The organism is Jatrophihabitans cynanchi, from assembly GCF_027247405.1.
Taxonomy (GTDB): domain Bacteria; phylum Actinomycetota; class Actinomycetes; order Mycobacteriales; family Jatrophihabitantaceae; genus Jatrophihabitans_B; species Jatrophihabitans_B cynanchi.
This window is the reverse complement of the sequence record NZ_CP097463.1, coordinates 14,073-40,385: the sequence shown is the minus strand read 5'-3', so window position 1 is coordinate 40,385 and position 26,313 is coordinate 14,073. Positions and strand designations below refer to the sequence as shown.

Here is a 26,313-nt window from a genome sequence, read left to right as displayed (position 1 = left end):
CATCTCGGCGATTTCACCGCCACCCGGCGGATGCTGGTGATCACCGCGCTGGCGCTGCCGATCGGCGCGGTCAGCGCGTGCGTCGCGTGGGCATTGCTGCGCCTGATCGGGATCATCACCAACGCCGTCTTCTACGAGCGGTTCAACACGCACCTGGTCGCGCCCGGCACCGGGCACCACAACCCGGTCGTGGTGCTCTTCGCCCCGATAGCCGGCGGGCTCGTCATCGGCCTGATGGCCCGGTACGGCTCGGAGAAGATCCGCGGGCACGGCATGCCCGAAGCCATCGAGGCGATCCTGCTCGGCGGCAGCAAGGTGCAGCCCCGGGTCGCGGTCCTCAAACCGATCTCCTCGGCCGTGGCGATCGGCACCGGTGGCCCGTTCGGCGCGGAGGGGCCGATCATCATGACCGGCGGCGCGCTGGGCTCGCTGTTCGCCCAGTTCCTGCGACTGACGGCCGACGAGCGCAAGACGCTGCTGGTGGCCGGCTCCGCCGCCGGCATGGCCGCGACGTTCAACACGCCGTTCGCCGCGATCATGCTCGCGGTCGAGTTGCTGCTGTTCGAGTGGCGCCCGCGCAGCTACGTCCCCGTCGCGGCCGCCGTCTGCGTGGCCACCGTGGTCCGGTATCCGCTGCTGGGCGAGGGCGTCCTGTTCAAGGTGCCCTCCGGAGCGCTGCACCTGAACGCCTGGTGCGACCTGCTCTGCGTCGCGCTGGGCGTCGCTGCCGGGCTGCTCGCGCTGCTGGCCACCGTGCTCGTGTACGCGGCCGAGGACGGCTTCCGCAAGCTGCCGGTGCACTGGATGTGGTGGCCGGCCATCGGCGGCGTGATCATCGGCGTCGGCGGCCTGATCGTGCCGCAGGCGCTCGGCGTCGGCTACGACATCATCGGATCCGAACTCGACGGCACGATCGGGCTCAAGCTGGTCGTCGGCATCCTCATCGTCAAGACCGTCATCTGGTCGCTCTCCCTCGGGTCGGGCACGTCGGGCGGCGTGCTCGCCCCGATGTTCATGATCGGCGGCGCGCTCGGCGCGCTGGCCGAGCACGTCTTCCCGCAGGTCGGCCCCGGGTTCTGGGCGCTGGTCGCGCTCGCCGGTGTCCTCGGCGGGGTGATGCGCTCGCCGTTCACCGGCGTCGTCTTCGCGCTCGAACTCACCCACCGGTTCGACGCGCTGCTGCCGCTGATCATCGGCGCGTCCACCGCGTTCGCGGTCTCCGTCCTGGTGCTCAAACGGTCCGTCCTCACCGAGAAGATCGCCCGGCGCGGCTTCCACCTGTCCCGCGAGTACGACGTCGACCCGCTGGAGATCCTGTTCGTCGGCGAGGTCATGGAGAGCAACGTGCTGACCTTCGAGGCGGACCTGTCCGCAGCCGACGCGCTGCACTCGATCTCCGATCACGATCCGGCCAACGTCGCGCAGCGCCGGCAGATGCTCTACCCGGTCCTCGGCCCGGACTACCGGCTGGTCGCGGTCGTGACCCGCACGCAACTGGAGACGGCGGCCCACGACGGCTCGAGCGACATCGAGGTGGGTGCGCTGGGTATCGCCGACCCCATCGTCACCCACGCCGACGAGACGCTGCGGCACGTGGCCACCCGGATGGCGGCCGGCGAGGTGGACCGGATGCCGGTCGTGGCACGTGATGACCCGGGCCGCGTCGTCGGCATCATCTCCTTGACCATGCTGCTCGCCGGGCGGCTGCGCGACCTGCAGGAGGCGCGTGACGTCGAGCGGGTGCTTCGGCTGCGCGTCGTGCGCCCCCGCTGGCTCCCGCCACGTGGGTAGCGAATCCCCGCGGTCCGCGCGGGTAGAATCAGCAGGGAAATGATCACCGCCACCGGGCTCGAGCTCCGCGCCGGCGCACGGATCCTGCTCGAGCCGTTGACGCTGCGCGTCCAGAACGGTGACCGGATCGGACTCGTGGGTCGCAACGGAGCCGGCAAGACGACCACGATGCGCGTGCTCGCGGGCGAGGGCCTGCCGCACGCGGGTCAGCTCGACCGCCGCGGACCCACCGGCTACCTGCCGCAGGACCCGCGCACCGGGGACCTGGACGTGACCGCCCGTGACCGGGTGCTGTCCGCCCGCGGCCTGGACACGCTCGTCAGCGACATCGCCAAGGCGCAGATCGGGCTTGCCGAGCGCCCGGACGACAGCGCGCTGATCCGCCGCTACGGCAACCTGGAGGAGCGCTTCTCCGCACTCGGCGGCTATGCGGCCGAGAGCGAGGCGGCCCGCATCTGCGCGAACCTGGGGCTGCCCGACCGCGTCCTGGCGCAGCCGCTGCGCACGCTGTCCGGCGGCCAGCGGCGCCGGGTGGAGCTGGCCCGCATCCTGTTCGCCGACGCGGGGGAGCCGACCACGCTGCTGCTCGACGAGCCGACCAACCACCTGGACGCCGACTCGATCACCTGGCTGCGCGACTTCTTGCGCCAGCACGACGGCGGCCTGGTCATGGTCAGCCACGACGTGGAGCTGCTCGAGGCCGTCGTCAACAAGGTCTGGTACCTGGACGCGAACCGGACCACCGTCGACGTCTACAACGTCGGGTGGAAGGCCTACCTGCAGCAGCGCGAGACCGACGAGCGGCGCCGGCATCGCGAACGCGCCAACGCTGAGCGCAAGATCGAGACGCTGCGCAGCCAGGCGGACAAGATGCGCGCCAAGGCGACCAAGGCGCGCGCCGCGCACCAGATGGATCGGCGCGCCGCCGCTCTGGCCGCAGGCCTGGCCGAGGTGCGCGTCAGCGACAAGGTGGCCCGGCTGCGGTTCCCGGCACCCGCGCCGTGCGGGCGGACGCCGATGACGGCCGGCGGGTTGTCCAAGAGCTACGGCTCGCTGGAGGTGTTCGCCGACGTCGACCTGGCGATCGACCGCGGCACACGCGTGGTCGTCCTCGGGCTCAACGGCGCCGGCAAGACCACCTTGCTGCGGCTGCTGGCCGGCATCGAGGCCCCGGACACCGGCGAGGTACGCCCTGGTCACGGCCTGCGTCTGGGCTACTACGCCCAGGAGCACGAGACGCTCGATCACGACCGCACGATCCTGGAGAACATGCGCACGTCGGCGAGCAGTGTCGGGCGCGCGGACCTCACCGACACCGATCTGCGCAAGATCCTCGGCGCCTTCCTGTTCACCGGCGACGACGTCGACAAGCCGGCGGGCGTGCTGTCCGGCGGCGAGAAGACCCGGCTGGCGCTGGCCATGCTCGTGACCAGTGCGGCGAACGTGCTGTTGCTGGACGAACCCACGAACAACCTGGACCCGGTGAGCCGTGAGCAGGTGCTCGACGCGCTGCGCACCTACAGCGGGGCGATCGTGCTGGTGACGCACGACGAGGGCGCGGTCGAGGCGCTCGCTCCGGACAAGGTCATCCTGCTGCCCGACGGCGTCGAGGATTCGTGGAGCAGCGAGCTCGCCGACCTCGTCGCACTGGCCTGAGCGCGCTGGTCGCACGCGGCGTCGGCCGGCGTCAGCGGAAGCCCCGGCACTGGCACGCAATAGACGGTTCGAGCGGCTCGTTCCTAGGTCATTTTGGGGTAGCGTGTCCACCCTTGACGAATCACAGGTCGCAGATTGCCCAAGTCGATCTTGCGTCCGGTCCGGTGCGCTGCTATCAATCGCGGTGTCGGCGGACCACTGGCTCTGGACAGTTCCGCATGCGTAAAAGGGGACAGGACAATGGCCGTGTTGAAGAAGGGTGCCCGGATCACGGGCGCTGAGCGCAGCAAGCTTGCGACAGATCTGAAGAAGCAGTACGACAAGGGCAAGAGCATCCGTGAACTGGCCGACTCGCACGGTCGGTCCTACGGCTTCGTGCACCGCGTGCTGTCCGAGTCCGGCGTGGCCCTGCGCGGGCGTGGCGGAGCGACTCGGGGCAAGGCCAAGGCGAAGGCCAAGTAACCTGCGGGGGTGCCCGAGGACCCCATCGCGATACCGGTTCCCCCCGAAGCAGGCCTAGCCGCCGAAGTCTCCGGTGAGGTCGCGACGCTCACCCTCGACCGGCCGGAGCGGCTGAACTGCCAGTCGCCGCACACCTGGGCGGCGCTCGCCGACGTCGCCGGGCAGCTTCCCGGAACGGTGCGGGTCGTGGTGCTGCGCGGACGCGGCCGGGCGTTCTCCGCCGGGCTCGACCGTGCGATGTTCACGTCCGAGGGGGTGCCCGGCGCGCCCGGGATCGTCTCGCTCGCCCGCGGCACTGCCGAGCAGGCGGGCGAGCTGATCGGCCGCTGGCAGCGCGCGTTCGACTTCTCCTCGCGTCCGGCCGTGGTCAGCGTGGCAGCGGTCCAGGGCCACGCCATCGGGGCCGGCTGCCAACTGGCGCTGGGCGCGGACATCCGGATCGTAGCCGACGACGCCCAGTTCGCCATGGCCGAACCGTCGCTCGGGATCGTCCCCGATCTCGGCGGCACCAAGCGGCTGGTCGACCTGGTGGGTTACTCCCGCGCCGCCGAGATCTGCCTGACCGGACGGCGGGTCGGGGCGGGCGAGGCCGTGGCGATCGGGCTCGCGTCACGCGCGGTCCTCGCCGGCGAACTGGACGCCGCCGTCGCCGAGACCGTCGCCGCGCTGCTCGCCGTGCCCCGCGACGCCGCCACCGAGACCAAGGCGCTGCTGTTGGCCGCCGGCGCGCGCACCCAGGCCGCACAGGAGGCGGCCGAGCGCGAGGCCCAGTACCGCCGGCTGCGGGCGCTGGCCGGGCTCGACGGCGAGGCGTGAGGGCAGCCGGCCCGCCCGGGGAACAGGCCGCGAGCACCCGGCGTTGCCGCTCGGGAGGTGTAGCAGTTGAGCATGTATTCGCAAAGTTCCATGCGGGCGTTCCGCTCGATGCACCGCGCTGACAGTTCGGTCGTCGACAAGCAGCTGCCGCCCGGCACGTACAAGCGCGTGTTCGCCTTCGCCAGGCCGTACCGCAAGGAACTCGCGGTCTTCCTGCTCATCATCGTCGCCGACGCCTTGATCGGGGTGGTGACACCGATCCTGGCCGGCCGCGTCGTCAACCAGATCACCGGCCACGCCGCGGTGCGCGTGGTCGTCGACATCGCGCTCGTCATCGCCGGGCTCGCGGTGGTCGACGCCGGGCTCTCCTTCGCTCAGCGCTGGTACTCGGCACGGATCGGCGAAGGGCTCATCTACGACATGCGCACCGCGGTCTTCGACCACGTGCAGCGCATGCCGCTCGCCTTCTTCACGCGTACCCAGACCGGTGCACTGGTCAGCCGGCTGAACAACGACGTGCTCGGGGCGCAGCAGGCCTTCACGTCCACGCTGTCCGGGCTGGTGTCCAACGTGGTCAGCCTGGTGCTCACCGCCGGCGTGATGTTCAGCCTGTCGTGGCAGATCACGCTGCTGTCCCTGGTCATGCTGCCGATCTTCGTCATTCCGGCCCGCCGCATCGGCACCCGCCTGCAAGCGATCACCCGCGAGTCGTACAACCTGAACGCCTCGATGAACGCGACCATGACCGAGCGGTTCAACGTCGCGGGCGCCCTGCTGGTCAAGCTCTTCGGGCGGGCCGAGGCCGAGGACGCCTCGTTCCGCGGCCGCGCCGCGCGGGTACGCGACATCGGCGTCACCTCGGCGATGTACGGCCGCGCGTTCTTCGTCGCGCTCACCCTGGTCGCCTCGCTCGCGCAGGCTCTCGTGTACGGCCTCGGCGGCTACTTCGCGATCAAGGGCGAGCTGTCGGCGGGGACGGTGGTGACCTTGGCCCTGTTGCTCACCCGGCTGTACGGTCCGCTCACCGCGCTGTCCAACGCGCGGGTGGATGTCATGAGCGCACTGGTCAGCTTCGACCGGGTCTTCGAGATCCTCGACCTGCCGCCGATGATCGACGACGCCCCGGACGCGATCGAGCTGCCCGCCGACGCGCGCAGCATCGAGTTCGCCGATGTGCGGTTCGCCTACCCGTCGGCCGGCGAGGTGTCCCTCGCCTCGTTGGAGGACGTCGCGGTACTGGACAACACCCAGCCGCAGCTCGTGTTGCGCGGGGTCTCGTTCCGGGCCGAGCCGGGCGAGCTGGTCGCGCTGGTCGGGCCGTCCGGCGCGGGCAAGACCACGATCAGCCAGCTCGTCCCGCGCATCTACGACGTGCGCGAGGGCCAGGTGCTGGTCGGCGGACACGACGTGCGCACCGTCACCCAGCAGTCGCTGCGCGACCGCATCGGCGTCGTCAGCCAGGAAGCTCACATGTTCCACGACACGATCCGCGGCAACCTGCTGTACGCCAAGCCGCACGCGAGCGACGACGAGCTCTGGGACGCGATCGGGGCGGCGCAGATCGGCGAGCTGGTTCGCTCGCTGCCGGACGGGCTGGACACGCTGGTCGGCGACCGGGGCTACCGGCTCTCCGGCGGGGAGAAGGCGCGGCTGGCGATCGCGCGACTGCTGCTCAAGGCACCGGAGATCGTGATCCTGGACGAGGCGACGGCACATTTGGACAGCGAGAGCGAGGCGGCGGTGCAGGACGCGCTGGCGCACGCGCTGGTCGGCCGTACCTCCGTGGTGATCGCGCATCGCCTGTCCACGATCCAGAAGGCCGACAAGGTTCTGGTCATCGACGACGGCCGCATCGCCGAGCAGGGCACCCACGAGGAACTGCTCGCCGCGAACGGCCTGTACGCCGAGCTGTACCGCACGCAGTTCAGCCGCACCAGCGAGCCGTCCCCGCCGGTCGAGGTGTGCTGACCGCTCGCCCCGTGCTGGTCGCTCGCCCCGTGCTGACCCGCGTCCCTGTGCCGATCCGCTTCCCCCATGCTGCCCGCTTGGCCCGTGCTGACCCGCTTCCCCCATCGGCCAACGATTTGGGAGCGCTCCCACTCGTCAGCCGGTGGGGGGAGCCGGCCCGCGTTGGTCAGTCGCTGGGGGGAGGTCGGGCCCGCGTTCGTGAGTGGCTGGGGGGAGCCGGCCCGCGTTCGTCAGTCGGTGGGGGGAGCGGGCCCGCGTTGGTCAGCTGGTGGGGGGAGCGGGCCCGCGTTCGTCAGTCGGTGGGGGGAGCCGGCCCGCGGTCGTCAGTGGCTGGGGGGAGCCGGCCTACCTTCGCCAGGGACGCGCTGCGCGGCGCGCCGGCCGCACACCGACTACCTGCTCGCCCTGCGCTGACTGCCGGCTGCTCAGACGGCGCTGGGTCAGCGGGCCAGCGGGTCGGCCAGCAGCCGCGCGAAGGCGAGTTCGGCCGAGCCGAGCAGCGTCGAATCGGCGCCCAGGCCCGGGGTGCACAGCTGCACCGCCTCGTGCGCCACGCTCATCGCGTACTCGTCCATGGCAGCGGCCACCTCGTCCGCGGCGAACTCGAAGACGCCGGCCAGCGAGCCGCCCAGGATCACCCGCTCCGGGTTCAGCACGTTGACCAGAGTGGCCACGGTGTGCCCGAGCGAGCGGGCGACGGTGCGCACCGCAGTGGCGGCCCGCTCGTCGCCGCCGCGCGCGTCCGCGAACAGCGCCGCGACGCTCTCGCTCGTCGGCAGGCGGCGTCGGCCGGCGAGCTTGAGCAGCGCCTTGTCGCCCACGTAGGTCTCCACGCAGCCACGTTTGCCGCAGTGGCAGCGCGGACCGGACGCGTCGACCACGTTGTGCCCGACCTCGCCGGCGTGCCCGTCGCGGCCGCGCAACGGGCTGCCGTTCGCGATCACCCCCGCACCCACGCCGATCCGGCCCATCAGGAACACCGCGTCGTCGCAGTCACGTGCCGCCCCGCGCAGGTGCTCGGCCATCATCGCGACGTCCGCGTCGTTGCCCACCGCGACCGCGAACCCCTCGGGCACCACGCTCGAGAGCAGCTTGCCGAACGGCTCGTCGCGCCAGCCCAGGTTCGGCGCGAACTCGACCATCGCGTCGGTCCGGCTGACCGTGCCGGGCACGCTGACGCCGATGCCGACCGGCCAGGCGCCCGGTTTCATCTGCTGCGCCAGCGCGTCGATCGACTCGGCGATCAGCGTGGCCGTCAGCCTGGCCGAGGCCGGCTCGGTGTTCGCCACCGCGTGCCTGGCGAGCACGTGCCCGCCGATGCCCACGGCGGCGCACGAGACCCGGCTGACGTCCACGTCGACGGCGACCGCGTACGGGCCGTCCTCGCGCGGCGCCACGACGTGCGAGGGGCGACCGGCCCGCTCGCCGCCGTTCGGCACCCGCTCGTCGAGCAGGCCGGACTCGGTCAGGTCGGCGACGAGCGCACCGATCGTCGAGCGGCTCAGCGCCAGGCGCTGGGTGAGCTGCGCGCGGGTCAGCTCACCGTCGCGATGCACGTGCCCGAGCAGTAGCCCGAGGTTGTGCCGCCGGATCGCGTCCGGCCGCGCGACTGTCTCTCGACGCACGCTCTCTCCTAACCGGCCGCGTCAGGCCAGGCCTGAGGCGCCGGCACGCCGGCGCGACAGCGCGTCGACCGCGGCGGCGAGCAGCAGCACGACACCGGTGACGATGTACTGGACGGCCGAGCCGTTGTTGCCCTGCACCAGGTTGGCCATGCCGTTCGCGATCACGGCGAGCACGAGACCGCCGATGATCGCGTCCAGCGTGCGGCCCTTGCCACCGAACAGGCTGGTACCGCCGATGACCGCGGCGCCGACGGCGAGCAGCAGGATGTTGCCGCCGCCCTCGTTCTGGTCGACCGAACGGGTGTTGGAGGCGAGCAGGATTCCGCCGATCGAGGCGAGGAAGGAGTTGATGACGAAGCAGGTGATGCGGATCCTGTCCACCGGGATGCCGGCCCGGCGGGCGGCCTCGGGGTTGCCGCCGACCGCGTAGATGTGCCGGCCGAAGCGCGTCCGGCTCAGCACGAAGGTAGTGACGACGAAGAAGAAGAGGATCAGCGGCACCACCCAGGGCACGCCGGTGAGTGCCGGGGGAAGCCGCTTGACCAGGTGCCCGTTGACGTTCACGATGCTCGGCGCCTTGTTGATCGCGCGGTCCTGGTTGAGCAGGTACACCGCGATCACGCAGATCACCGCCAGGCCGGCCACCTTGATCGCCGCGATGACCAGCGGCTCGGCCGCCAGGCCGGCGCGCGAGCGCGCGGCGATGCCGGTGATCTTCACCGCCGCGTACCCGACGAGCAGGATCACGACCAGCAGCCACCCGGCCCAGTTGGACATCTGGCCGTTGTCGAGCGCGCCGATGAAGTTGTCGGTGATGCTGAGGTTGCCGATCGGGCCCTTGAAGTTGTCGACGATGTAGAGCACCACGCCCTGGAAGGCGAGGAACAGCGCCAGCGTCACCACGAACGAGGGAATGCGGACCTTGGCACACACCCACCCGGTGAGCAGCCCGATCAGGACGCCGGTGAGCATCGCGGCGCCGATCGCGAGCGGCCACGGCGCGTTGTAGCCGACCGAGAGCCGGCCCATCACCGCTGCGCACACACCGGCCGCGGTGCCTGCGGCCAGGTCGATCTCACCGATGAGCAGGACGAACACCAGGCCCATCGCGATGAAGATCGTGTATGCGCCCTGCTGCAACAGGTTGGCGAAGTTGCCCAGGGACCCGAACGGATGGTGCACCGTCCAGAAGAACGCCACGAGTACGACCAGGGCGACGATCGCGGGCAGCGAACCCATGTCTCCGCCGCGCACGCGCTGCACGTACGCATGCAGATGTGCCCGGATACCCCCGGCGAGTGCGGTCGGCTGGGTGCCCGCGAATTCGTCCTGCGGGTCCTGTGGCTCGGTCTGCTTGCCGAGGTCGGTCTCGGTCACTGGGGCGTCCCTCCCTGCGCGGAAGTGGTGGCAGCGCTCGTGGTCATGCCGATGTCGCCGGAGCGCCCGGTCGTGATGAGCTCGACGAGTTGCGTCTGCGTGACGTCAGAGCGCTTCACGATAGCGGCCATCCGGCCCAGGTACAGGGTCGCGATCCAGTCGGCGACCTCCAGCACGTCGTTCATGTTGTGCGAGATGAGCACGACGCCGACACCCTGGTCGGCGAGCCGGCGCACCAGCCTGAGCACCTGCGCGGTCTGCGCCACGCCGAGCGCCGCAGTGGGCTCGTCCAGCAGCACCACCTTGGAGTTCCACAGCACGGACTTGGCGATGGCGACGGTCTGCCGCTGTCCGCCGGACAAGCTGGAGACCCGCTGCCGCACCGACTTGACGGTTCGGACGGACAGCGACTTGAGCGTGTCCTGCGCGGCCTTCTCCATGGAGATCTCGTTCAGGGTGACGCCGTTGACGCGCTCGCGCCCGAGGAACATGTTCTGGACGATGTCCAGGTTGTCGCACAGCGCGAGGTCCTGGTAGACGATCTCGATGCCGAGCTCGGAGGCATCACGCGGGCTGTGGACCGTGACCGGACGGCCCTCGAACAGGAACGTTCCGGAATCGATGGTGTACGTGCCGCCGATGCACTTGACCATCGTCGACTTGCCTGCGCCGTTGTCACCGATCAGCGCGGTGACCTGGCCGGGGTAGACCTTGAAGTCGACGCCGTGCAGGACGTCGACCGGTCCGAAGCTCTTGTTGACGCCCTGGAGTTCCAGGATCGGATCGTCGCTCACGTGACAGGTCCCTCGCTGTGCCGGATGGTTTGGGTACGCAGGTGGCTGCGCCGGGTTCACCGGCGCAGCCACCGCGTGCGACTAGCTGACTCCGTGCGCGCTGCACTTGGCGGCGTACGCGCCGGTGCAGACCTGTGCCTTCGGCGTGTAGCCGTCGTTGATCGGCTGCGCGACGTTCGCCAGCGTGATCGCGACCGGCTTGGCCAGCAGAGCGGGCACGTCCTTGCCGGTCTGGGTGTCCTTGACCGTCTGCGTGGTCGCAGGGATCTGGCCGTTCACGATCTGCGTGATGGCATCGATCGCCGGGCCGGCCTCTTCCTTGGACGGCTTGTAGATCGTGAAGCACTGGTCACCGTCGAGGATGTGCTGCAGGCCCTGCGCCGTCGCGTCCTGACCGGACACCGCGACCTTGCCGTTGAGGTGCTGGTTCTTCAGCACGCCGATCACGGAGTTCGCCATGCCGTCGTTGGCGACCATGACCGCCTTGATGTTGTGGTGCGACTGCAGCATCGCGGCGAACGTGGTGCCCGCGGTCGGGTTGTCCTAGTCCTTGATCGACTGGTCGGCGACCTTCGTCCAGCCGGCGGTCTTGGACAGCACGCTGTCGTAACCCTGCTTGAACGCGGCCGCGTTGCTGTCGGTCGGCGCACCGTTGACGTCGACGTACTGCACGGCCTTCTGGCCCTTCACCTGCGGGCACTGCGTCAGGGCCTGGCCCTGCGCCTCGCCGACCGCCACACCGTCGAACGAGACGTACAGCGCGGCGCCGCCCCCGAGGGTCAGCCGGTCGTAGTCGACGGTGGTGATGCCCTTGCTCGCGGCCTCCTTCTCGATGGTCGCGCCGGACGCGTTGTCCAGGTTCACGATCATCAGGACCTTGATGCCGTCGTTGAACATGCCCTCGGCGATGGTCTTCATGGTCTGCGCGCTGCCCTGGGCGTTCTGGATGTTGCAGTCCAGGTTGTTCGTCTTGCAGTCGGCCTTGAGGGCCTCGGGGTCCGAGGTCACCCAGCGCTGCGAGGACTTCGTGTCCGGAAGGATGATGCCGACCTTGGCGCCCTTGCCGTCGAGCTTGCCGCTGGTCGCCGCGCTCGATACAGGCGCGGCGGCGGTGGTTCCGGGCGCCGCCGCCGAGTTCGTGTTGCTGTTGCCGCCGGACTTGCTCGAGCTACACCCTGCAACTGCGAGTGTCGCGGCTACACCGATGACCGCGAGGGCCATACCGGTCTTGCGCATGGGCAGTCACGCCTTCCTAGGTTGTGGTCGTCCCCGCTCACCGAGCTACCCGACCTCGAATGTTGTGTGCGCGAACATACCCCGTCGACGGGTGGGCACGGCCACCCCGTGACCAAGTCGTGACCTGATCGGTGTTTGTTCGGTTAGTTGTTCGGGCGATCGCTGACCAGGTCACGGACCCGGGCGTAGCGCGCGCGCACCAGCGGCTGTGGGTCGGCCTCGTAGCGCGCGGGAGCGGCAGCAGCCCAGCGCGGCGGCTCGGCGGTTCCGGCGAGCGTCCAGGCTGCCTGTCGGGCGGCGCCGTCCGCGACCGACTCACCCGGCGCGGGAACGACTACCGGCATGCCCAGGATCGCCGGAGCCATGCGGCGTAAGGCTTCCGAGCGCGCTCCACCGCCGACCAACAGTGCCCGGGCGGGCTGCACGCCGGCCGCACGCAACGCATCCAGGCCGTCGGCGAGACCGCACAGCAGACCTTCGATCGCGGCGCGGGCGAGGTGCGCCCTGGTCGTGTTGCCCAACTGCAGGCCGTGCAGCGCGCCGGTGGCGTCCGGTTTGTTCGGGGTTCGTTCGCCCGCCAGGTAGGGCACCAGCACCAGGCCGTCCGCGCCGGGCGGCGCCTGCAGCGCCAGGTCGGACAGTTCGGGCAGCCCGACACCGAGCAGCCGCGCAACCACGTCGAGCACCTGCCCGGCGTTGAGGGTGGCGACCAGCGGCAGGAACGCCCCGGTGGCGTCGGCGAATCCGGCCACGGCTCCGGATGGGTCGGCAGTGGGCGCGCTGCTGAGTGCGCAGGCCACCCCGCTCGTCCCGATCGAGATGATCACGTCGCCCGGCTCCGCGCCCACGCCCAGTGCGGCGGCGGCGTTGTCGCCCGCGCCCGGGCCGATGAGAGCGGTGCCACCGGCGCGCGTGCCGGCCGCCTCGGCCGGGCCGAGCACCCGCGGCAGCAGTGGCGCCCTGCCCAGCGCCAGCTGCAGCAGCTCCGGCCGGTACGCGTTCTCGGCGGGGGACCAGTACCCGGTGCCGCTGGCGTCGCTGCGGTCGGTCGTCACCGTGTCGAGTTCGCCGCCGCCGCGCAACCGCCAGCTCAGCCAGTCGTGCGGCAGGCACACCGCCGCGGTGCGTGCGGCGTTGTCCGGCTCGTGTTCGGCGAGCCAGCGGAGTTTCGTGACGGTGAAGGATGCGACCGGAACCGAGCCCACAGCGCGCGCCCAGCCGGCCGCACCGCCCGGCAGCTCAGCGACCAGGTCTGCGGCGGCCGCGGCCGACCTGCTGTCGTTCCACAGCAGGGCGTCGCGGACCACCGCGCCCGACTCGTCCAGGCAGACCATGCCGTGCTGCTGCGCGCCGACCGAGATCGCTGCGACGTCCGCCAGCCCGCCGGCCGCGGCGACTGCTTGCTGCAGCGCGTCCCACCAGGCGTGCGGAGCCACCTCGGTGCCGCTCGGGTGAGGCGCCGACCCGTGCCGGACGAGCGCACCGCTGTCCGCGTCCCGGACCACGACCTTGCACGATTGGGTGGAGGAGTCCACCCCGGCCACGAGCGGCATGGATCGGCTCGTCCTCTCTCGGCGGGCGAGGTCGGGTCAGCGGGCGCCGAGCAGGTGATCGATGGCGAGCTGGTTCAGCCGGACGAAGCCGTAGCCGCGCGCACCGGCGATCTCCGGGTCGAACTCCTCGTAGCTGCTGGCGTCGGCGCGCAGGTCGGCCACGCTCTCGCCGGGGTTCAGGGTCGGGGTCGCCAGGGAAGTGACGCCCGAGTCCTCGAGCGCCTGCTGTACCTCCGGGTCGGCGCGGTAGGCCGCCGCCCGCTCCTTGAGCAGCAGGTACATCCGCATGTTCGCGGCCGCCGAGTCCCACACCCCGTCGATGTTCTCGGTGCGCGAAGGCTTGTAGTCGAAGTGGCGCGGCCCGGCGTACGCGGGCGAGCCGCCGGCTCCGTGCTCGAGCAGGTCGACCAGGAAGAAGGCGTTGAGCAGGTCGCCGTGCCCGAAGACGAGGTCCTGGTCGAACTTGATGCCGCGCTGGCCGTTGAGGTCGATGTGGAACAGCTTGCCCGCCCAGAGCGCCTGGGCGATTCCCGCGGCGAAGTTCAGCCCGGCCATCTGCTCGTGCCCGACCTCGGGGTTCACGCCGACGATGTCGCCGTGTTCGAGTTGGGCGATGAAGGCGAGCGCGTGCCCCACGGTCGGCAGCAGAATGTCGCCGCGCGGCTCGTTCGGCTTGGGCTCGATGGCGAACCGGATGCCGTAACCCTGCTCCTTCACGTAGGCGGCGAGCAGGTCGATGCCCTCGCGGTAGCGCTCCAGTGCCGCCTGCACGTCCTTCGCGCCGTCGTACTCGCTGCCCTCGCGGCCGCCCCAGAACACATACGTCTGTGCGCCGAGCTCGGCGGCCAGGTCGAGGTTGCGCAGCACCTTGCGCAGCGCGTACCGGCGCACCGAGCGGTCGTTGCTCGTGAACCCGCCGTCCTTGAACACCGGGTGGGTGAACAGGTTGGTGGTCATCATCGGCACGACGATGCCGGTCTCGGCCAGTGCGTCCTTGAACCGCGCGATGTGCTTGTCGCGCTCGGAGTCCGACGAGCCGAACGGGATCAGGTCGTCGTCGTGGAAGGTGACGCCGTACGCCCCGAGCTCGGCGAGCTTGTGCACCGATTCGACCGGGTCGAGCGGGGGCCGGGTCGCGTCGCCGAACGGGTCCCGCGCCTGCCAGCCGATCGTCCACAGACCGAAGCTGAACCGGTCGTCCTTCGTGGGCTGCACCATCGCTGATCACTCCTGCCGGGCATTTGTTTATCCACCGAACATATAGCGTGACTCTAACTCAGGGGCCCCGATCTGGAAAGCGGCAGCCGTCCCCGGAAACGCAGGTGTCCTCGCCTCGTCACCGTCGGCGGTGGCGAGGCGAGGACAGTTCGCGAAGGCTACCGGCTACAGCAGGCTGCGCAGGACGTACTGCATGATCCCGCCGTGCCGGTAGTAGTCGGCCTCGCCGGGCGTGTCGATCCGGACGACGGCGTCGAACTCGACGTCGCCGGCCTTCACGTGCACGGTGCGCGGCATCGAGTCGGTCAGCGCGGGGACCCCGGTGACGTCGAACGTCTCCTCGCCGGTCAGCCCGAGCGACTGCGCGCTCGCGCCCTCCGGGTACTGCAGCGGCAGCACACCCATCCCGATCAGGTTGGAGCGGTGGATCCGCTCGTACGACTCCGCGATCACCGCGCGCACGCCCAGCAGCGCGGTGCCCTTGGCGGCCCAGTCGCGCGAGGACCCGGAGCCGTACTCCTTGCCGGCCAGGATCACGAGCGGGATGCCCGCTTCGGCGTAGTTCACCGACGCGTCGTAGATCGTGGTGACCTCGCCGCCTGCGGTGAAGTCGCGCGTGAAGCCACCTTCGGTCCCGGGCGCCAGTTCGTTGCGCAGCCGGATGTTCGCGAACGTCCCGCGGATCATCACCTCGTGGTTGCCGCGCCGCGAGCCGTAGGAGTTGAAGTCACGGCGCTCGATGCCGTGCTCGGTCAGGTACTTGCCCGCGGGGGAGTCGACCTTGATCGAACCGGCCGGCGAGATGTGGTCGGTGGTGACCGAGTCGCCCAGCTTGGCGAGCGCGCGTGCGCCGGTGATGTCGGTGACCGGCTCCGGCTCGCGGCCCATCCCGTCGAAGTACGGCGGCTTGCGCACGTAGGTCGACTCGCTGTCCCACTCGAAGATGTCGCCCTCGGGCGTCGGCAGCCCGGTCCAGTTCGCATCGCCCGCGAAGACGTCGGCGTAGCGGCCGGTGTACATCTCGCTGGCGATCGCGGTGTCGATGGTCTCCTGCACCTCCTGCGAGCTGGGCCAGATGTCGCGCAGGTACACCGGCTGCCCGTCGCTGCCCTCGCCGAGCGGGTCGTTGAGCAGGTCGACGTCCATCGAGCCGGCCAGCGCGTACGCGACGACGAGTGGCGGCGAGGCGAGGTAGTTCATCTTCACGTCGGGGTTGATCCGGCCCTCGAAGTTGCGGTTGCCGGACAGCACGGCGGTGACGGCGAGGTCGTTCTCGTTCACCGCGGCCGACACCTCCTCGATGATCGGCCCCGAGTTGCCGATGCAGGTGGTGCAGCCGTAACCGACCAGGTTGAAGCCGAGCTTCTCCAGGTAGGGGGTCAGGCCGGCGCGGTCGTAGTAGTCGGTGACCACCTTGGAGCCGGGTGCCAGCGAGGTCTTGACCCAGGGCTTGCGCGAGAGCCCCTTCTCGACCGCCTTCTTCGCCAGCAACGCGGCGCCGATCATCACCGACGGGTTGGACGTGTTGGTGCACGAGGTGATCGCGGCGATCACGACCGCGCCGTGGTCGACGTCGAACGCGGTGCCGTCCGGCAGGCTGACCCGCGCCGGGTTGGACGGGCGGCCCTCGAGCACCGAGTGGTCGTGGTCGTGCGGCTTGTCGGCGTCGTCCTGTCCGTTGCGGAACACGGTCGGCGAGTCGCTCGCGGGGAACGACTCGCGCGACGCCTCATCGGCGCGGCCCTTGGAGATCACGAAGGTGCCGTCGACGTAGTCGGCCAGCGACTGACGGAAGCAGTCCTTCGCCTCCTTGAGCAGCACCCGGTCCTGCGGCCGCTTCGGGCCGGCCAGCGAGGGCTCCACGCTGGACAGGTCGAGCTCGAGCGTCTCGGAGAAGTGCGGTTCGACGGACGGGTCGTGCCAGAGCCCGTTCGTCTTCGCGTAGGCCTCGACGAGCGCGATCTGCTCGTCCTTGCGGCCGGTGAAGCGCAGGTAGCGCAGCGTCTCGTCGTCGATGGGGAAGATGGCGCAGGTCGAGCCGTACTCGGGGCTCATGTTGCCGATGGTCGCCCGGTTCGCCAGCGGCACCGCGGCCACGCCCGCCCCGTAGAACTCGACGAACTTGCCGACCACGCCGTGCTCACGCAGCATCTCGGTGATGGTCAGGACCAGGTCGGTGGCGGTCGAGCCCTCGGGCATCTGGCCGGTGAGCTTGAAGCCGACGACGCGGGGGATCAGCATGCTGACCGGCTGGCCGAGCATGGCGGCTTCGGCCTCGATGCCGCCGACGCCCCAGCCGAGCACGCCCAGGCCGTTCACCATGGTGGTGTGCGAGTCGGTGCCCACCAGCGTGTCCGGGTAGGCGACACCTCCGCGCGCGAACACGACGCGGGCCAGGTACTCGATGTTCACCTGGTGCACGATGCCGGTGCCGGGCGGCACCACCTTGAACTCGTCGAACGCGGTTTGCCCCCACCGCAGGAACTGGTAGCGCTCACGGTTGCGCTGGTACTCCAGCTCGACGTTGCGGGCGAACGCGTCGCGGGTACCGAACAGGTCGGCGATGACCGAGTGGTCGATGACGAGCTCGGCCGGTGCCAGCGGGTTGATCTTGGTCGCGTCTCCGCCGAGGTCGACAACCGCCTCGCGCATGGTCGCCAGATCGACGACGGCGGGCACGCCGGTGAAGTCCTGCATGACCACGCGGGCCGGGGTGAACTGGATCTCGGTGCTCGGTTGCGCGTCGGGCTGCCATCCGGCTAGGGCTCGGATCTGCTCAGCCGTGACGTTCTTGCCGTCCTCGGTGCGCAGCAGGTTCTCCAACAGCACCTTGAGACTGAACGGCAGCCGTTCGGACCCTTCGACCGCGTCCAGCCGGAAGTAGTCGTAGCCGGTGTCACCGACGGCGAGCTGACTACGAGATCCGAAGCTGTTCTTGCTCTGTGCGGGCACGGCCGGTCTCCTTCGCGCTGCTGTCCGAAGTTCTCTTGACGTCAAGATACCATCGGAGTTTCGGCTGTGTGCGGGCTGTCAGCTGCGCCGTTGCGTCCCCGGCTGCCGATAGGGTTTGGGCCGTGGCGGAACGACCGGACGGGACGGAGCAGCAGCGCCGGACCGTCCCTGGAGTCGCCAAGCCGCGCATCGCGCCGCTCACCAAGCCCCTCGTCGCCGGCTACGAGCTCGTGATGCGCCCCATCCACGCGGTCGGCTGGCACCGGATCCGCCTCGCCTTCGGGCTGGCCTACTTCCTCGCGATCGGCTACATCCTGGTCACCGACGGAGTTCCGACCGGGCGCAAGGCGCTGTCGTACATCGTGGTGGCCGGCCTGGCGATCACCTGCCTCGGCCGGGGCTGGCGCCGGCTGGTGCAGGTGGTGATCGACTGGCTGCCGTTCACCGTGGTGCTGATGACCTACGACCAGTCGCGGGCGCTGGCCGACACGATGGGCATGCCGCTGCACGAGAGCGACATCGCCCGGGCCGAGAGCTGGCTGTTCGGGGGCCACGTCCCCACCGTCTGGCTGCAGCAGCACTTCTACGACGCCGCTCAGGTGCACTGGTGGGACGCGCTGGCCACGCTGACGTACACCTCGCACTTCGTGGTGACGCCGCTGATCGCCGCGATCTTCTGGATCCGCGACCGCAGGGTCTGGATGCGCTACATCAGCCGGGTCATCCTGCTCTCCTTCGCCGGGCTGGCCACCTACATCCTGTTCCCCGAGGCGCCGCCGTGGCTGGCCGCCCGGGACGGCTACATCGGTTCGGTCAGCCGGCTCTCGGCCCGCGGCTGGGAGTACTTCCACGCGTCCTTCGCCAACCGGCTGCTGGAGGCGGGCCAGAACGGTGGCGCGAACCCGGTCGCCGCGATGCCGTCGCTGCACCTGGCCTTCGCCTTCCTCGCCGCGCTCACCATCTACGAGCGGCTGCAGACGCGCTGGCGCGGGCTGATCTACCTGTACCCGGTCCTCATGGGGCTCACCCTCGTATACACCGGCGAGCACTACGTCATAGATCTGGTCTTCGGGATGCTCTACGCGGTGGCTGCGCACTGGGCGCTGTGCCGGTGGGAGGCGTGGTGGCGGGCCCGCCGCCCGGCGCGGGTCGCGGTGCCGGAACTGGCCGCAGAGACCGAAATGGAGTCCGCGACGGCCACCTGATGCCCGGTTTGTGACCTATGTTGCGCATGGGTCTGGAGTGGTGTCTGGAAAAAGTGGGGCGGAAATGGCACTCTGAGGCAGTCCATCCACTCGGCGGGGGCCGATAGGAAGAGAGCCTTGTCGTGCACGTGCGCCGTCCCGGACGCCCGCGTCCGCGCCTCGTGGCCGCTCTGGCCGTCCTCGCGACCGTCGCCTCGCTGGTGACCGCACCGGCGTTCCTCGCCGAGGCCGCGCCTCCGCCGAACCCGACGGACGGGCAGATCAGCCGCGCACAGGCGCAGAAGAACGCGCTGGCCGACGAGGTGGGGCAGCTGAGCGCGCGGGCCGCCACGCTGCAGGCGCAGCTGGGCCAGATGCGGGCGAAGCAGGAGTTGGCCGAGCAGAAGCTCGCGTACGCGCTGCAGTTGCTCGAGCAGGCCAAGCAGACCGCGCAGCAGGCCAGGGCCACCGCGCAGGCGGCGCAGACGCAGGTGGAGAACGCCCAGCTGGAGTTCGTCGCCTACGCCCAGGCGTCCTACATGAGCGGGACGATCGGCGGAACCACCGGCAGCCTGCTCACCGCGGACGACCCGAACGTGCTGCTGCAGCAGGGCGCGCTGGAGCAGTACCAGTCCAGCCACCAGCTCGGCGCCATCAACGACCTGCAACGCGCCAAGGTCGGCAAGTCGAACGCGGACGCCGCGGCGCGCAAGGCGGTGCTTGCCCAGACCTCCGCGGCCGACGCCGCGGCCCAGGCCAAGCAGGCCGCCGACGACGCGGTCACCGCCACCATCGCGCAGGAACAGCAGGTGCAGCAGTCGATCGCCGCCAACCAGACCAAGCTGGACGCGGCACGCCTGCAGCTCGAGACCCTCAACGGCCAGCGAGCCAAGTACGAAGCGTGGCAGAAGGAGCAGGCCCGGCTCGCCGAGCTGCGGCGAAAGCGCGCCGAGGAGCGGCGCCGTCAGGCAGAGCTCGCCCGGCAGCGGGCCGAGCGGAACCAGGGCAGCAGCGGCGGGGGCGGCGGAAGCAGCTGGTCACCGCCGCCCACCCCCAGCGGGGGAAGCTGGTCGGCATCGCGCGGCCAGCAGGCCGTCAACCGGGCCGAGCGCTACCTCGGCTGGATGTACGCCTGGGCCGGCGGCAACGCCGGTGGCCCGACCCGCGGTGTCTGCGCGGGAGACGGCGCGTACAACGACTGCAACATCGTCGGTTTCGACTGCTCCGGGCTGGTGATGTATGCCTGGGGTCCGTACCTGGATCTGGCCCACTACGCGGCGACGCAGTACACCCAGGCGGGCTCGTACCACCCGAGCAGCGGCAACTTCCGTCCCGGCGACCTGCTGTTCTGGAGCTCGGACGGGACCATCGGTGGCATCCACCATGTGGCGATCTATGTCGGCGGGGGGAACGTGATCCAGGCTCCGCAGAGCGGATCGGTCATCCAGATCACCCCGTGGGACGAGGTGTCCTGGGGTTACTTCGGCGCGACCCGCCCGCTGACCTGAGTACGCAGTAGCGTGGGGGCCATGACCACCGCCCGCGCCACCGAACCACCCGCCGTGCTGGTGGACTCGTTCGGTCGGGTCGCCACCGACCTGCGGATCTCGCTGACCGATCGCTGCTCGCTGCGCTGCACCTATTGCATGCCGGCCGAGGGCCTGGACTGGCTCACCCGCACCGAGCGGCTCAGCGACGACGAGATCGTGCACCTGGCCGACGTGTTCGTCCGGTTGGGGATGCGCAGCATCCGGCTCACGGGCGGCGAGCCGTTGGTGCATGGCACCCTGGTGTCCGTGGTGCGGCGCCTGGCCCAGTTGCAGCCGCGCCCGGAGCTGTCGCTGACGACCAACGGCATCAGCCTGGACCGCAAGGCCGGTGCGCTCGTCGCGGCCGGACTGGACCGGATCAACGTCTCGGTCGACACGCTGGACCGCAAGCGGTTCGCCGAGCTGACCCGGCGCGACCGGCTGCCCGAGGTGCTGGCCGGCGTGGCTGCCGCGGCCGCTGCCGGGCTGAGCCCGCTCAAGATCAACTCCGTGCTCATGCGGGACGCGAACCTGGACGAGGCGCCCGCGCTGCTGGAGTGGGCACTGCGCTCGGGCTACGAACTGCGCTTCATCGAACACATGCCGCTGGACGCCGACCACATCTGGCAGCGCGGCTCGATGGTGACCGCCGATGAGATCTTGCAGGTGCTCGCGGCGAAGTACACGCTGCAGCCGCACGGGCACCGCGGCCATGCACCGGCGGAGGACTTCGACGTGCTGGACGGACCGGGCGCGGAGCACTGGGCGCAGCAGCCGGGCCGGGTCGGCGTCATCGCGTCGGTGACCCGGCCGTTCTGCCGTGACTGCGACCGGCTGCGGCTGACCGCCGACGGTCAGCTGCGCACCTGCCTGTTCGCCCAGACGGAGACCGACCTGCGCGGGCCGCTGCGCGCGGGCGCGTCCGACGCCGAACTCGGCGAGATCATCAAGACGGCCGTGGCCGGCAAGCAGGCCGGGCACGGGATCGACAACGCCGACTTCGTGCAGCCAACGCGCACCATGTCCGCGATCGGCGGCTAGCTGTCCGCAGTGCCTCGGAACGGTTCGCGGGCCAGCAGGAAGCCGCGTACCCCGAGATAGTCCGCCAGATGGTCGGCGTGCTCGTCGCACGCCAGCCAGTGCTTGACCCGTGTCTGGTCGTGCAGCTTCGGATTGCGCCAGTTCAGGTCGACGCTCGCGGGAGCCCGGCATCCCTTGGCCGAGCAGCGCGGGACGTCGTCGGTGTCATGCGTAGGCAGCACTCAGGCAACCTAGCGCGCGGTCCCGTACGGTGAATGACACCACCGCACCCGAGGAGACCCGAGTGACCGCCGACCAGCCGCAGGGCCAGCCGCCCGTGCACACTCCGGCCGCCGACGCAGGCGCGCTCGAGCGCGTCATGTTCGAGGTCAAGCGGGTGATCGTCGGCCAGGAGCGGCTCGTCGAGCGGATGATGGTCAGCCTGCTCGCCCAGGGTCACTGCCTGCTCGAGGGCGTACCCGGTGTGGCCAAGACCCTCGCTGTCGAGACCCTCGCCCGCACCGTCAGCGGCAGCTTCGCACGGCTGCAGTTCACACCCGACCTGGTGCCCTCGGACATCATCGGCACCCGCATCTACCGGCCCGGCGCCGAGCGGTTCGACACCGAACTCGGCCCGATCATGGCCAACTTCGTACTGGCCGATGAGATCAACCGCGCGCCGGCGAAGGTGCAGTCGGCGATGCTCGAGGTGATGGCCGAGAAGCACGTGACCATCGGTGGCCGGCGCTTCGACGTGCCGAGCCCGTTCCTCGTGCTGGCCACGCAGAACCCGATCGAGTCCGAGGGCGTGTACCCGCTGCCCGAGGCGCAGCGCGACCGGTTCCTGATGAAGGTCGGCGTCGGCTACCCGAGCACCGCCGAGGAGCGCGAGATCGTCTACCGGATGGGCGTCGATGCCCCGGTCGCCAACCCGGTGATCACCACCGACGAGCTCGCCCGGCTTCAGAACACCGCCGCGCGCGTGTTCGTGCACCATGCGATCGTCGACTACGTCGTGCGGGTGGTCGTCGCCACCAGGCGCCCGGCCGAGCACGGCATGAACGACGTCGCGCAGTGGGTCTCCTACGGGGCGAGCCCGCGCGCCAGCCTCGGCCTGATCGCGGCCGGCCGCGCGCTCGCGCTGCTGCGCGGGCGCGACTACGTGCTTCCGCAGGACGTCCTGGACATCGCGAGCGATGTGCTCGCGCACCGCCTGGTGCTGAGCTACGACGCGGTGGCCGACGGTGTGCCGGCCGACGAGGCGGTGCGGCGCGTGCTGCAGACCGTCCCGCTGCCGCAGGTCGCGCCACGCCAGCGGTCCGGCGGTCCCGGCCCGGTGACCGGCGTGCCGCCGCAGCAGCCGCACGTGTTCGGTCAGTCGGCGCCACAACAGTCGCCCTGGGGCGAACGCTCAGCGTGAGCAATCCGGTGAGCGAGCACGGTCCGGCGCTCGACCTGCACGCGGCGGACCACCTGCTGCGACGCCTGGAACTGTCCGTCCGCAACCGGTTGGACGGGCTGCTGCAGGGCAACTACCTGGGGCTGGTGCCAGGTCCCGGTTCGGAGGCGGGGGAGTCGCGCCAGTACGTCCCTGGCGATGACGTCCGCCGGATGGACTGGCCGGTCACCGCGCGCACCACGGTGCCGCATGTGCGCCAAACGATCGCGGACCGCGAGCTGGAGACCTGGCTGGTGGTGGACCTGTCGCCCAGCATGGACTTCGGCACCGCGCGCACCGAGAAGCGCGAACTCGTGCTGGCGGCGGTCACGACCGTCGCCCACCTGACCGTGCGCGGTGGCAACCGGATCGGCGCGGTCGTCAGCACCGGTTCGCACACCTACCGGATCCCGGCGATGCCCGGGCGGGCGCACGCGCGGTACCTGTTGCGCCGGGTGGCGACCACGCCGCGCGCCGAGGCCGTCCGGGCGGACGCCGGTCTGGCGGGCATGCTGGAGTCGCTGCGGCGCCCGCAGCGCCGGCGCGGCCTGGTCGCCGTCGTCTCGGACTACCTCGACTCCTCCGGAGCGGACCTGGACCGTGAGCCCGCGTGGGCGCGGCCGTTGCGCGCGCTGGCCGACCGGCATCAGCTGCTGGGCATCGAGGTGCTCGACCCGCGCGAGCTGGAGTTGCCGGCCGCCGGCCTGGTCACCTTCCAGGACCCGGAGACCGGGCGGGCGCTCGAGGTGCAGACGTCCTCGGCGCAGCTGCGCCGCCGCTACGCCGAGGCCGCCAGCGGCCAGCGGGCCCGGGTTGCCACGGCGCTGCGGCACTCCGGCGCTGCCCACCTGCAGCTGCGCACCGACCGCGACTGGATCAGCGACGTGGTGCGGTTCGTCATCGCCCGGCGCCAGTTCGTGGTCGGCTCGGTCGGCGCGGGGGTGCGCTGAGCATGCACTTCATCGCCCCCGCCTGGCTCTGGCTGCTGGTACTCGTCGCCGCGCTGCTCGTGGCCTACGTGCTGCTGCAGCTGCGTCGCACGAAGTACGTCGCACGGTTCAGCAACCTCGAACTGCTCGGCAGCGTGGCCCCGCGCCGGCCGGGCTGGCGGCGGCACCTCACGTTCGCGTTGCTGCTCGCCGGCCTGACCGTGCTCACGGTCGGCGTCGCGCAGCCGACCGCGGCCGTGCGGGTGCCGCGGGACCGCGCAACGGTCATGCTCGCAGTGGACGTCTCGCTGTCGATGCAGGCCACCGACGTGCTGCCCTCGCGCATCGACGCCGCGAAGGCGGCCGGCAAGAAGTTCGTCGGGCTGCTGCCGTCGCGGATCAACCTCGGCCTCGTCGCTTTCGGCGGCAACGCCAGCGTGCTGGTGTCCCCGACGGTGGACCGGGCGCCCGTCGAGGCCGCGATCAAGGGACTCAAGCTGCAGGAGTCGACCGCGATCGGCGAAGCGATCTTCACCTCGCTGCAGGCGATCACGGTGTTCGGGCAGGCCACCACCGCCAAGGGTGACAAGCCGCCGCCGGCCCGCATCGTGCTGCTCAGCGACGGAACCAACACCGTCGGGCGCCCGGTCTCAGCCGCCGTCGACGCCGCCAAGAAGGCGGGCGTGCAGGTGTCGACCATCGCCTTCGGCACCGACAACGGCACGGTCACCTACCAGGGCGACACCATCCCGGTGCCGGCGGACAAGCAGGCGTTGCAGCAGATCGCCGACGACACCGGCGGCACGTTCCACACGGCGGCGTCGGTGCAGGAGCTCGAGCAGGTGTACCAGAACATCGGCCAGCAGATCGGCTACACCACCAAGCAGCGCGACGTCAGCTGGCGCTACATGGCGGTCGGCCTGCTGGTGCTGCTCGCCGCGGCCGGCACGTCCATGCTCTGGTCCGGCCGCCTCGTCTGACAGATGAACCCTGCATTCACCACACCGCAGCCGGGTGAATGCAGGATTCATGCGAGAGAGGGACGCGGGTCGAGCACCAGCTTGCCGACGCTGCTGCGGTCGAGCAGCGCCCGATGCGCGTCGGCGGCGCGCTCCAGCGGGTAGGTGCGCCCGATCACCGGCTGGATCGACCCCTCGGCGATGCAGGACAGCAGATCGGTGACCGCCTGCGCCAGCAACGCCGGACGCTGCGCGATGTGCACCAGCCAGAACCCGATCACCGCTGTGCTGCGCCCCATCAGCCGGCCGGGCTCGACCGGTGTCGGCGGCGTCCGCGACGCCATCCCGAACACCGCCAGCCGCCCCAGCGGCGCCAGCGCGGCCAGGCTCTGGTCGAACACCCGCCCGCCGGTCATCTCCAGCACCACGTCGACACCCTTGCCGCTGTTGGCCTCGCGCAGCGCCTCGGTGAGGTCCTCGGTGCGCGAGTCGACGGCGACGTCCGCACCGAGGTCGAGCGCGAGCTGCCGCTTCTCGATGCTGGACGCGGTGGCGATGATCCGGCCGGCGCCCCAGCGGCGGGCGAGCTGGATCGCGAGGGTGCCGACCCCGCCCGCGCCGGCGTGAACGACCACCGACTCACCCTCGGCGAGGTGCGCGCTGGTGCGCAGCAGGTGCCAGGCGGTGGCGCCCTGCACCAGCGTCGTCAGCGCCTGCGCGTCGGACACGTCGTCCGGGATCTCGAACAACCGGCGCGGATCGGCGGCGACCTTCTCGGCGTAGCCGCCGGAGCCGAGCAGTCCGAGCAGCCGATGTCCGTCGGCGTCACGCACGACGACCTCGCCGCCGGGGATCATCGGCAGCGTCTGCTTGGCGAGGTAGGAGTCCTCGGTCTGGTGCGTGTCGGCGTAGTTGACGCCCGCGGCCAGCACGTCGAGCAGCTGCTGGCCCTCGCCCGGAACCGGGTCGGGCAGCTCGCTCACGACCAGCTTCTCCGGGCCGCCGAACTCGGTGATCTCGATGCCGCGCATGGAGTGACCGTACTCGCCGGTAGCCGAGCCGGCCGGATGATCGCGGCTCGATCCGATAGCGTCGCACCCGTGGCACGGACGGTTCTGGTGACAGGCGGCAACCGCGGCATCGGCCTCGCGGTGGCTCAGGCCTTCGCGGCCAACGGCGACCGGGTGGCGATCACGCATCGCGGCAGCGAGCCCCCGGGAGGACTGTTCGGCGTTCGGTGCGACGTCACGTCCGTCGACGAGGTGGACGCCGCGTTCACCGCCGTCGAGGCCGAACTCGGCCCGGTCGAGGTGCTCGTCTCCAACGCCGGGATGACCGACGACACGCTGCTGCTGCGGATGAGCGAGGAGTCCTTCCAGCGCGTCGTCGACACCAACCTGACCGGCGCCTACCGGGTGGCCAAGCGGGCCGCCCAGGGCATGCTCAAGGCCCGCCGCGGCCGGATGATCTTCGTCTCCTCGGTGGTGGCGCTCGTCGGCTCGCCCGGCCAGGCGAACTACGCGGCCAGCAAGGCCGGGCTGATCGGCCTGGCCCGCTCGATCGCCCGCGAGCTGGGCAGCCGGTCGATCACCGCGAACGTGATCGCGCCCGGCTTCATCGACACCGACATGACCGCCGAACTCGGCGAGGCACGCAAGGCCGAGATCCTCGGCACCGTCCCGCTCAAGCGGTACGGCACGGCCGAGGAGATCGCCGGTGCGGCGCTCTACCTGGCCTCGGACGCGGCGGCGTACGTCTCCGGCGTGGTGCTACCGGTCGACGGCGGACTCGGGATGGGGATCTGAC

At 70.7% G+C, this 26,313-nt stretch carries 20 protein-coding genes and 1 pseudogene; 12 read left to right on the top strand and 9 right to left on the bottom strand.

What is annotated here, in order from left to right; all coding sequences use genetic code 11:
• Positions 1-30 precede the first annotated feature (30 nt).
• From M6B22_RS00180 to M6B22_RS00160, 5 genes are all read left to right on the top strand, one after another.
• On the top strand, positions 31-1,791 hold the full coding sequence (locus M6B22_RS00180; RefSeq protein WP_407935767.1) for a chloride channel protein: 1,761 nt from the start codon (positions 31-33) through the stop codon (positions 1,789-1,791).
• A 39-nt stretch (positions 1,792-1,830) separates the two neighbouring features.
• Positions 1,831-3,447: an ABC-F family ATP-binding cassette domain-containing protein gene (locus M6B22_RS00175; protein WP_269443738.1), complete on the top strand. Its 1,617-nt coding sequence runs from the start codon at positions 1,831-1,833 to the stop codon at positions 3,445-3,447.
• A gap of 240 nt (positions 3,448-3,687) precedes the next feature.
• A complete protein-coding gene (locus M6B22_RS00170) occupies positions 3,688-3,909 on the top strand; it encodes a helix-turn-helix domain-containing protein (protein WP_269443737.1) in 222 nt (73 codons plus the stop codon).
• A 9-nt stretch (positions 3,910-3,918) separates the two neighbouring features.
• Positions 3,919-4,725 (top strand): enoyl-CoA hydratase/isomerase family protein, encoded by an 807-nt coding sequence (locus M6B22_RS00165; RefSeq protein ID WP_269443736.1) that lies wholly within the window; start codon positions 3,919-3,921, stop codon positions 4,723-4,725.
• A gap of 72 nt (positions 4,726-4,797) precedes the next feature.
• Positions 4,798-6,693 (top strand): ABC transporter ATP-binding protein, encoded by a 1,896-nt coding sequence (locus M6B22_RS00160; protein WP_269443735.1) that lies wholly within the window; start codon positions 4,798-4,800, stop codon positions 6,691-6,693.
• A 440-nt stretch (positions 6,694-7,133) separates the two neighbouring features.
• Here M6B22_RS00160 and M6B22_RS00155 read toward each other — a convergent pair whose 3' ends face one another.
• The 7 genes and pseudogenes from M6B22_RS00155 to M6B22_RS00125 form a co-directional block, all read right to left on the bottom strand.
• A complete protein-coding gene (locus M6B22_RS00155; RefSeq protein WP_269443734.1) occupies positions 7,134-8,318 on the bottom strand; it encodes an ROK family transcriptional regulator in 1,185 nt (394 codons plus the stop codon).
• Between the two features lie 21 nt (positions 8,319-8,339).
• Positions 8,340-9,695, bottom strand: a complete 1,356-nt coding sequence (locus tag M6B22_RS00150) for a sugar ABC transporter permease (protein WP_269443733.1) — start codon at positions 9,693-9,695, stop codon at positions 8,340-8,342.
• Complete coding sequence (locus tag M6B22_RS00145) at positions 9,692-10,489, bottom strand: ATP-binding cassette domain-containing protein (RefSeq protein ID WP_269443732.1); 798 nt, start codon at positions 10,487-10,489, stop codon at positions 9,692-9,694. Before M6B22_RS00145 ends, M6B22_RS00150 begins: the two co-directional genes overlap by 4 nt.
• 81 nt (positions 10,490-10,570) lie before the next feature.
• A pseudogene (locus M6B22_RS00140) lies at positions 10,571-11,710 on the bottom strand (sugar ABC transporter substrate-binding protein).
• 158 nt (positions 11,711-11,868) lie between these two features.
• Positions 11,869-13,278, bottom strand: coding sequence for a xylulokinase (gene xylB, locus M6B22_RS00135; protein ID WP_269443731.1), 1,410 nt, complete (start codon positions 13,276-13,278; stop codon positions 11,869-11,871).
• Positions 13,279-13,314: 36 nt separating this feature from the next.
• Positions 13,315-14,496, bottom strand: coding sequence for a xylose isomerase (gene xylA / locus M6B22_RS00130; protein ID WP_269443730.1), 1,182 nt, complete (start codon positions 14,494-14,496; stop codon positions 13,315-13,317).
• A gap of 165 nt (positions 14,497-14,661) precedes the next feature.
• Positions 14,662-17,448: an aconitate hydratase gene (locus M6B22_RS00125; RefSeq protein WP_269443729.1), complete on the bottom strand. Its 2,787-nt coding sequence runs from the start codon at positions 17,446-17,448 to the stop codon at positions 14,662-14,664.
• 122 nt (positions 17,449-17,570) lie between these two features.
• On the opposite strand from M6B22_RS00125, the gene M6B22_RS00120 reads away from it, so the two are divergent.
• The 3 genes from M6B22_RS00120 (at position 17,571) to moaA (ending at position 21,202) form a co-directional block, all read left to right on the top strand.
• On the top strand, positions 17,571-18,653 hold the full coding sequence (locus M6B22_RS00120) for a phosphatase PAP2 family protein (RefSeq protein ID WP_269443728.1): 1,083 nt from the start codon (positions 17,571-17,573) through the stop codon (positions 18,651-18,653).
• Between the two features lie 128 nt (positions 18,654-18,781).
• Positions 18,782-20,140, top strand: a complete 1,359-nt coding sequence (locus M6B22_RS00115; RefSeq protein ID WP_269443727.1) for a C40 family peptidase — start codon at positions 18,782-18,784, stop codon at positions 20,138-20,140.
• A 21-nt stretch (positions 20,141-20,161) separates the two neighbouring features.
• Positions 20,162-21,202, top strand: coding sequence for a GTP 3',8-cyclase MoaA (gene moaA, locus M6B22_RS00110; protein WP_269443726.1), 1,041 nt, complete (start codon positions 20,162-20,164; stop codon positions 21,200-21,202).
• On the opposite strand, the gene M6B22_RS00105 is transcribed toward moaA, so the two are convergent.
• Complete coding sequence (locus M6B22_RS00105; protein ID WP_269443725.1) at positions 21,199-21,423, bottom strand: hypothetical protein; 225 nt, start codon at positions 21,421-21,423, stop codon at positions 21,199-21,201. The two genes, moaA and M6B22_RS00105, sit on opposite strands and share 4 nt — an antisense overlap.
• A 137-nt stretch (positions 21,424-21,560) precedes the next feature.
• Between M6B22_RS00105 and M6B22_RS00100 the strand changes: the two genes are divergently transcribed.
• Genes M6B22_RS00100 through M6B22_RS00090 form a run of 3 tightly spaced genes read left to right on the top strand, consistent with a single transcriptional unit; the run spans position 21,561 to position 24,528 of the window.
• A complete protein-coding gene (locus M6B22_RS00100) occupies positions 21,561-22,601 on the top strand; it encodes an AAA family ATPase (protein WP_407935766.1) in 1,041 nt (346 codons plus the stop codon).
• The gene (locus M6B22_RS00095; RefSeq protein WP_407935765.1) at positions 22,580-23,569 is read left to right on the top strand and encodes a DUF58 domain-containing protein; all 990 of its coding nucleotides are present in this window, start codon (positions 22,580-22,582) and stop codon (positions 23,567-23,569) included. Before M6B22_RS00100 ends, M6B22_RS00095 begins: the two co-directional genes overlap by 22 nt.
• A gap of 2 nt (positions 23,570-23,571) precedes the next feature.
• A complete protein-coding gene (locus M6B22_RS00090) occupies positions 23,572-24,528 on the top strand; it encodes a VWA domain-containing protein (protein WP_269443722.1) in 957 nt (318 codons plus the stop codon).
• A 47-nt stretch (positions 24,529-24,575) separates the two neighbouring features.
• On the opposite strand, the gene M6B22_RS00085 is transcribed toward M6B22_RS00090, so the two are convergent.
• Complete coding sequence (locus tag M6B22_RS00085; protein WP_269443721.1) at positions 24,576-25,538, bottom strand: quinone oxidoreductase family protein; 963 nt, start codon at positions 25,536-25,538, stop codon at positions 24,576-24,578.
• A 69-nt stretch (positions 25,539-25,607) separates the two neighbouring features.
• On the opposite strand from M6B22_RS00085, the gene fabG reads away from it, so the two are divergent.
• Positions 25,608-26,312 (top strand): 3-oxoacyl-ACP reductase FabG, encoded by a 705-nt coding sequence (fabG, locus tag M6B22_RS00080; RefSeq protein ID WP_269443720.1) that lies wholly within the window; start codon positions 25,608-25,610, stop codon positions 26,310-26,312.
• Position 26,313: the final 1 nt, after the last annotated feature.

What these genes read in the sequence shown, in the direction of transcription:
- M6B22_RS00180 (WP_407935767.1), top strand. Translation starts at nt 31, where the DNA reads ATGCTGGTGATCACCGCGCTGGCGCTGCCGATCGGCGCGGTCAGCGCG.
- M6B22_RS00175 (WP_269443738.1), top strand. Translation starts at nt 1,831, where the DNA reads ATGATCACCGCCACCGGGCTCGAGCTCCGCGCCGGCGCACGGATCCTG.
- M6B22_RS00170 (WP_269443737.1), top strand. Translation starts at nt 3,688, where the DNA reads ATGGCCGTGTTGAAGAAGGGTGCCCGGATCACGGGCGCTGAGCGCAGC.
- M6B22_RS00160 (WP_269443735.1), top strand. Translation starts at nt 4,798, where the DNA reads ATGTATTCGCAAAGTTCCATGCGGGCGTTCCGCTCGATGCACCGCGCT.
- xylB (WP_269443731.1), bottom strand. Translation starts at nt 13,278, where the DNA reads ATGCCGCTCGTGGCCGGGGTGGACTCCTCCACCCAATCGTGCAAGGTC.
- xylA (WP_269443730.1), bottom strand. Translation starts at nt 14,496, where the DNA reads ATGGTGCAGCCCACGAAGGACGACCGGTTCAGCTTCGGTCTGTGGACG.
- moaA (WP_269443726.1), top strand. Translation starts at nt 20,162, where the DNA reads ATGACCACCGCCCGCGCCACCGAACCACCCGCCGTGCTGGTGGACTCG.
- M6B22_RS00100 (WP_407935766.1), top strand. Translation starts at nt 21,561, where the DNA reads ATGTTCGAGGTCAAGCGGGTGATCGTCGGCCAGGAGCGGCTCGTCGAG.
- M6B22_RS00090 (WP_269443722.1), top strand. Translation starts at nt 23,572, where the DNA reads ATGCACTTCATCGCCCCCGCCTGGCTCTGGCTGCTGGTACTCGTCGCC.
- M6B22_RS00085 (WP_269443721.1), bottom strand. Translation starts at nt 25,538, where the DNA reads ATGCGCGGCATCGAGATCACCGAGTTCGGCGGCCCGGAGAAGCTGGTC.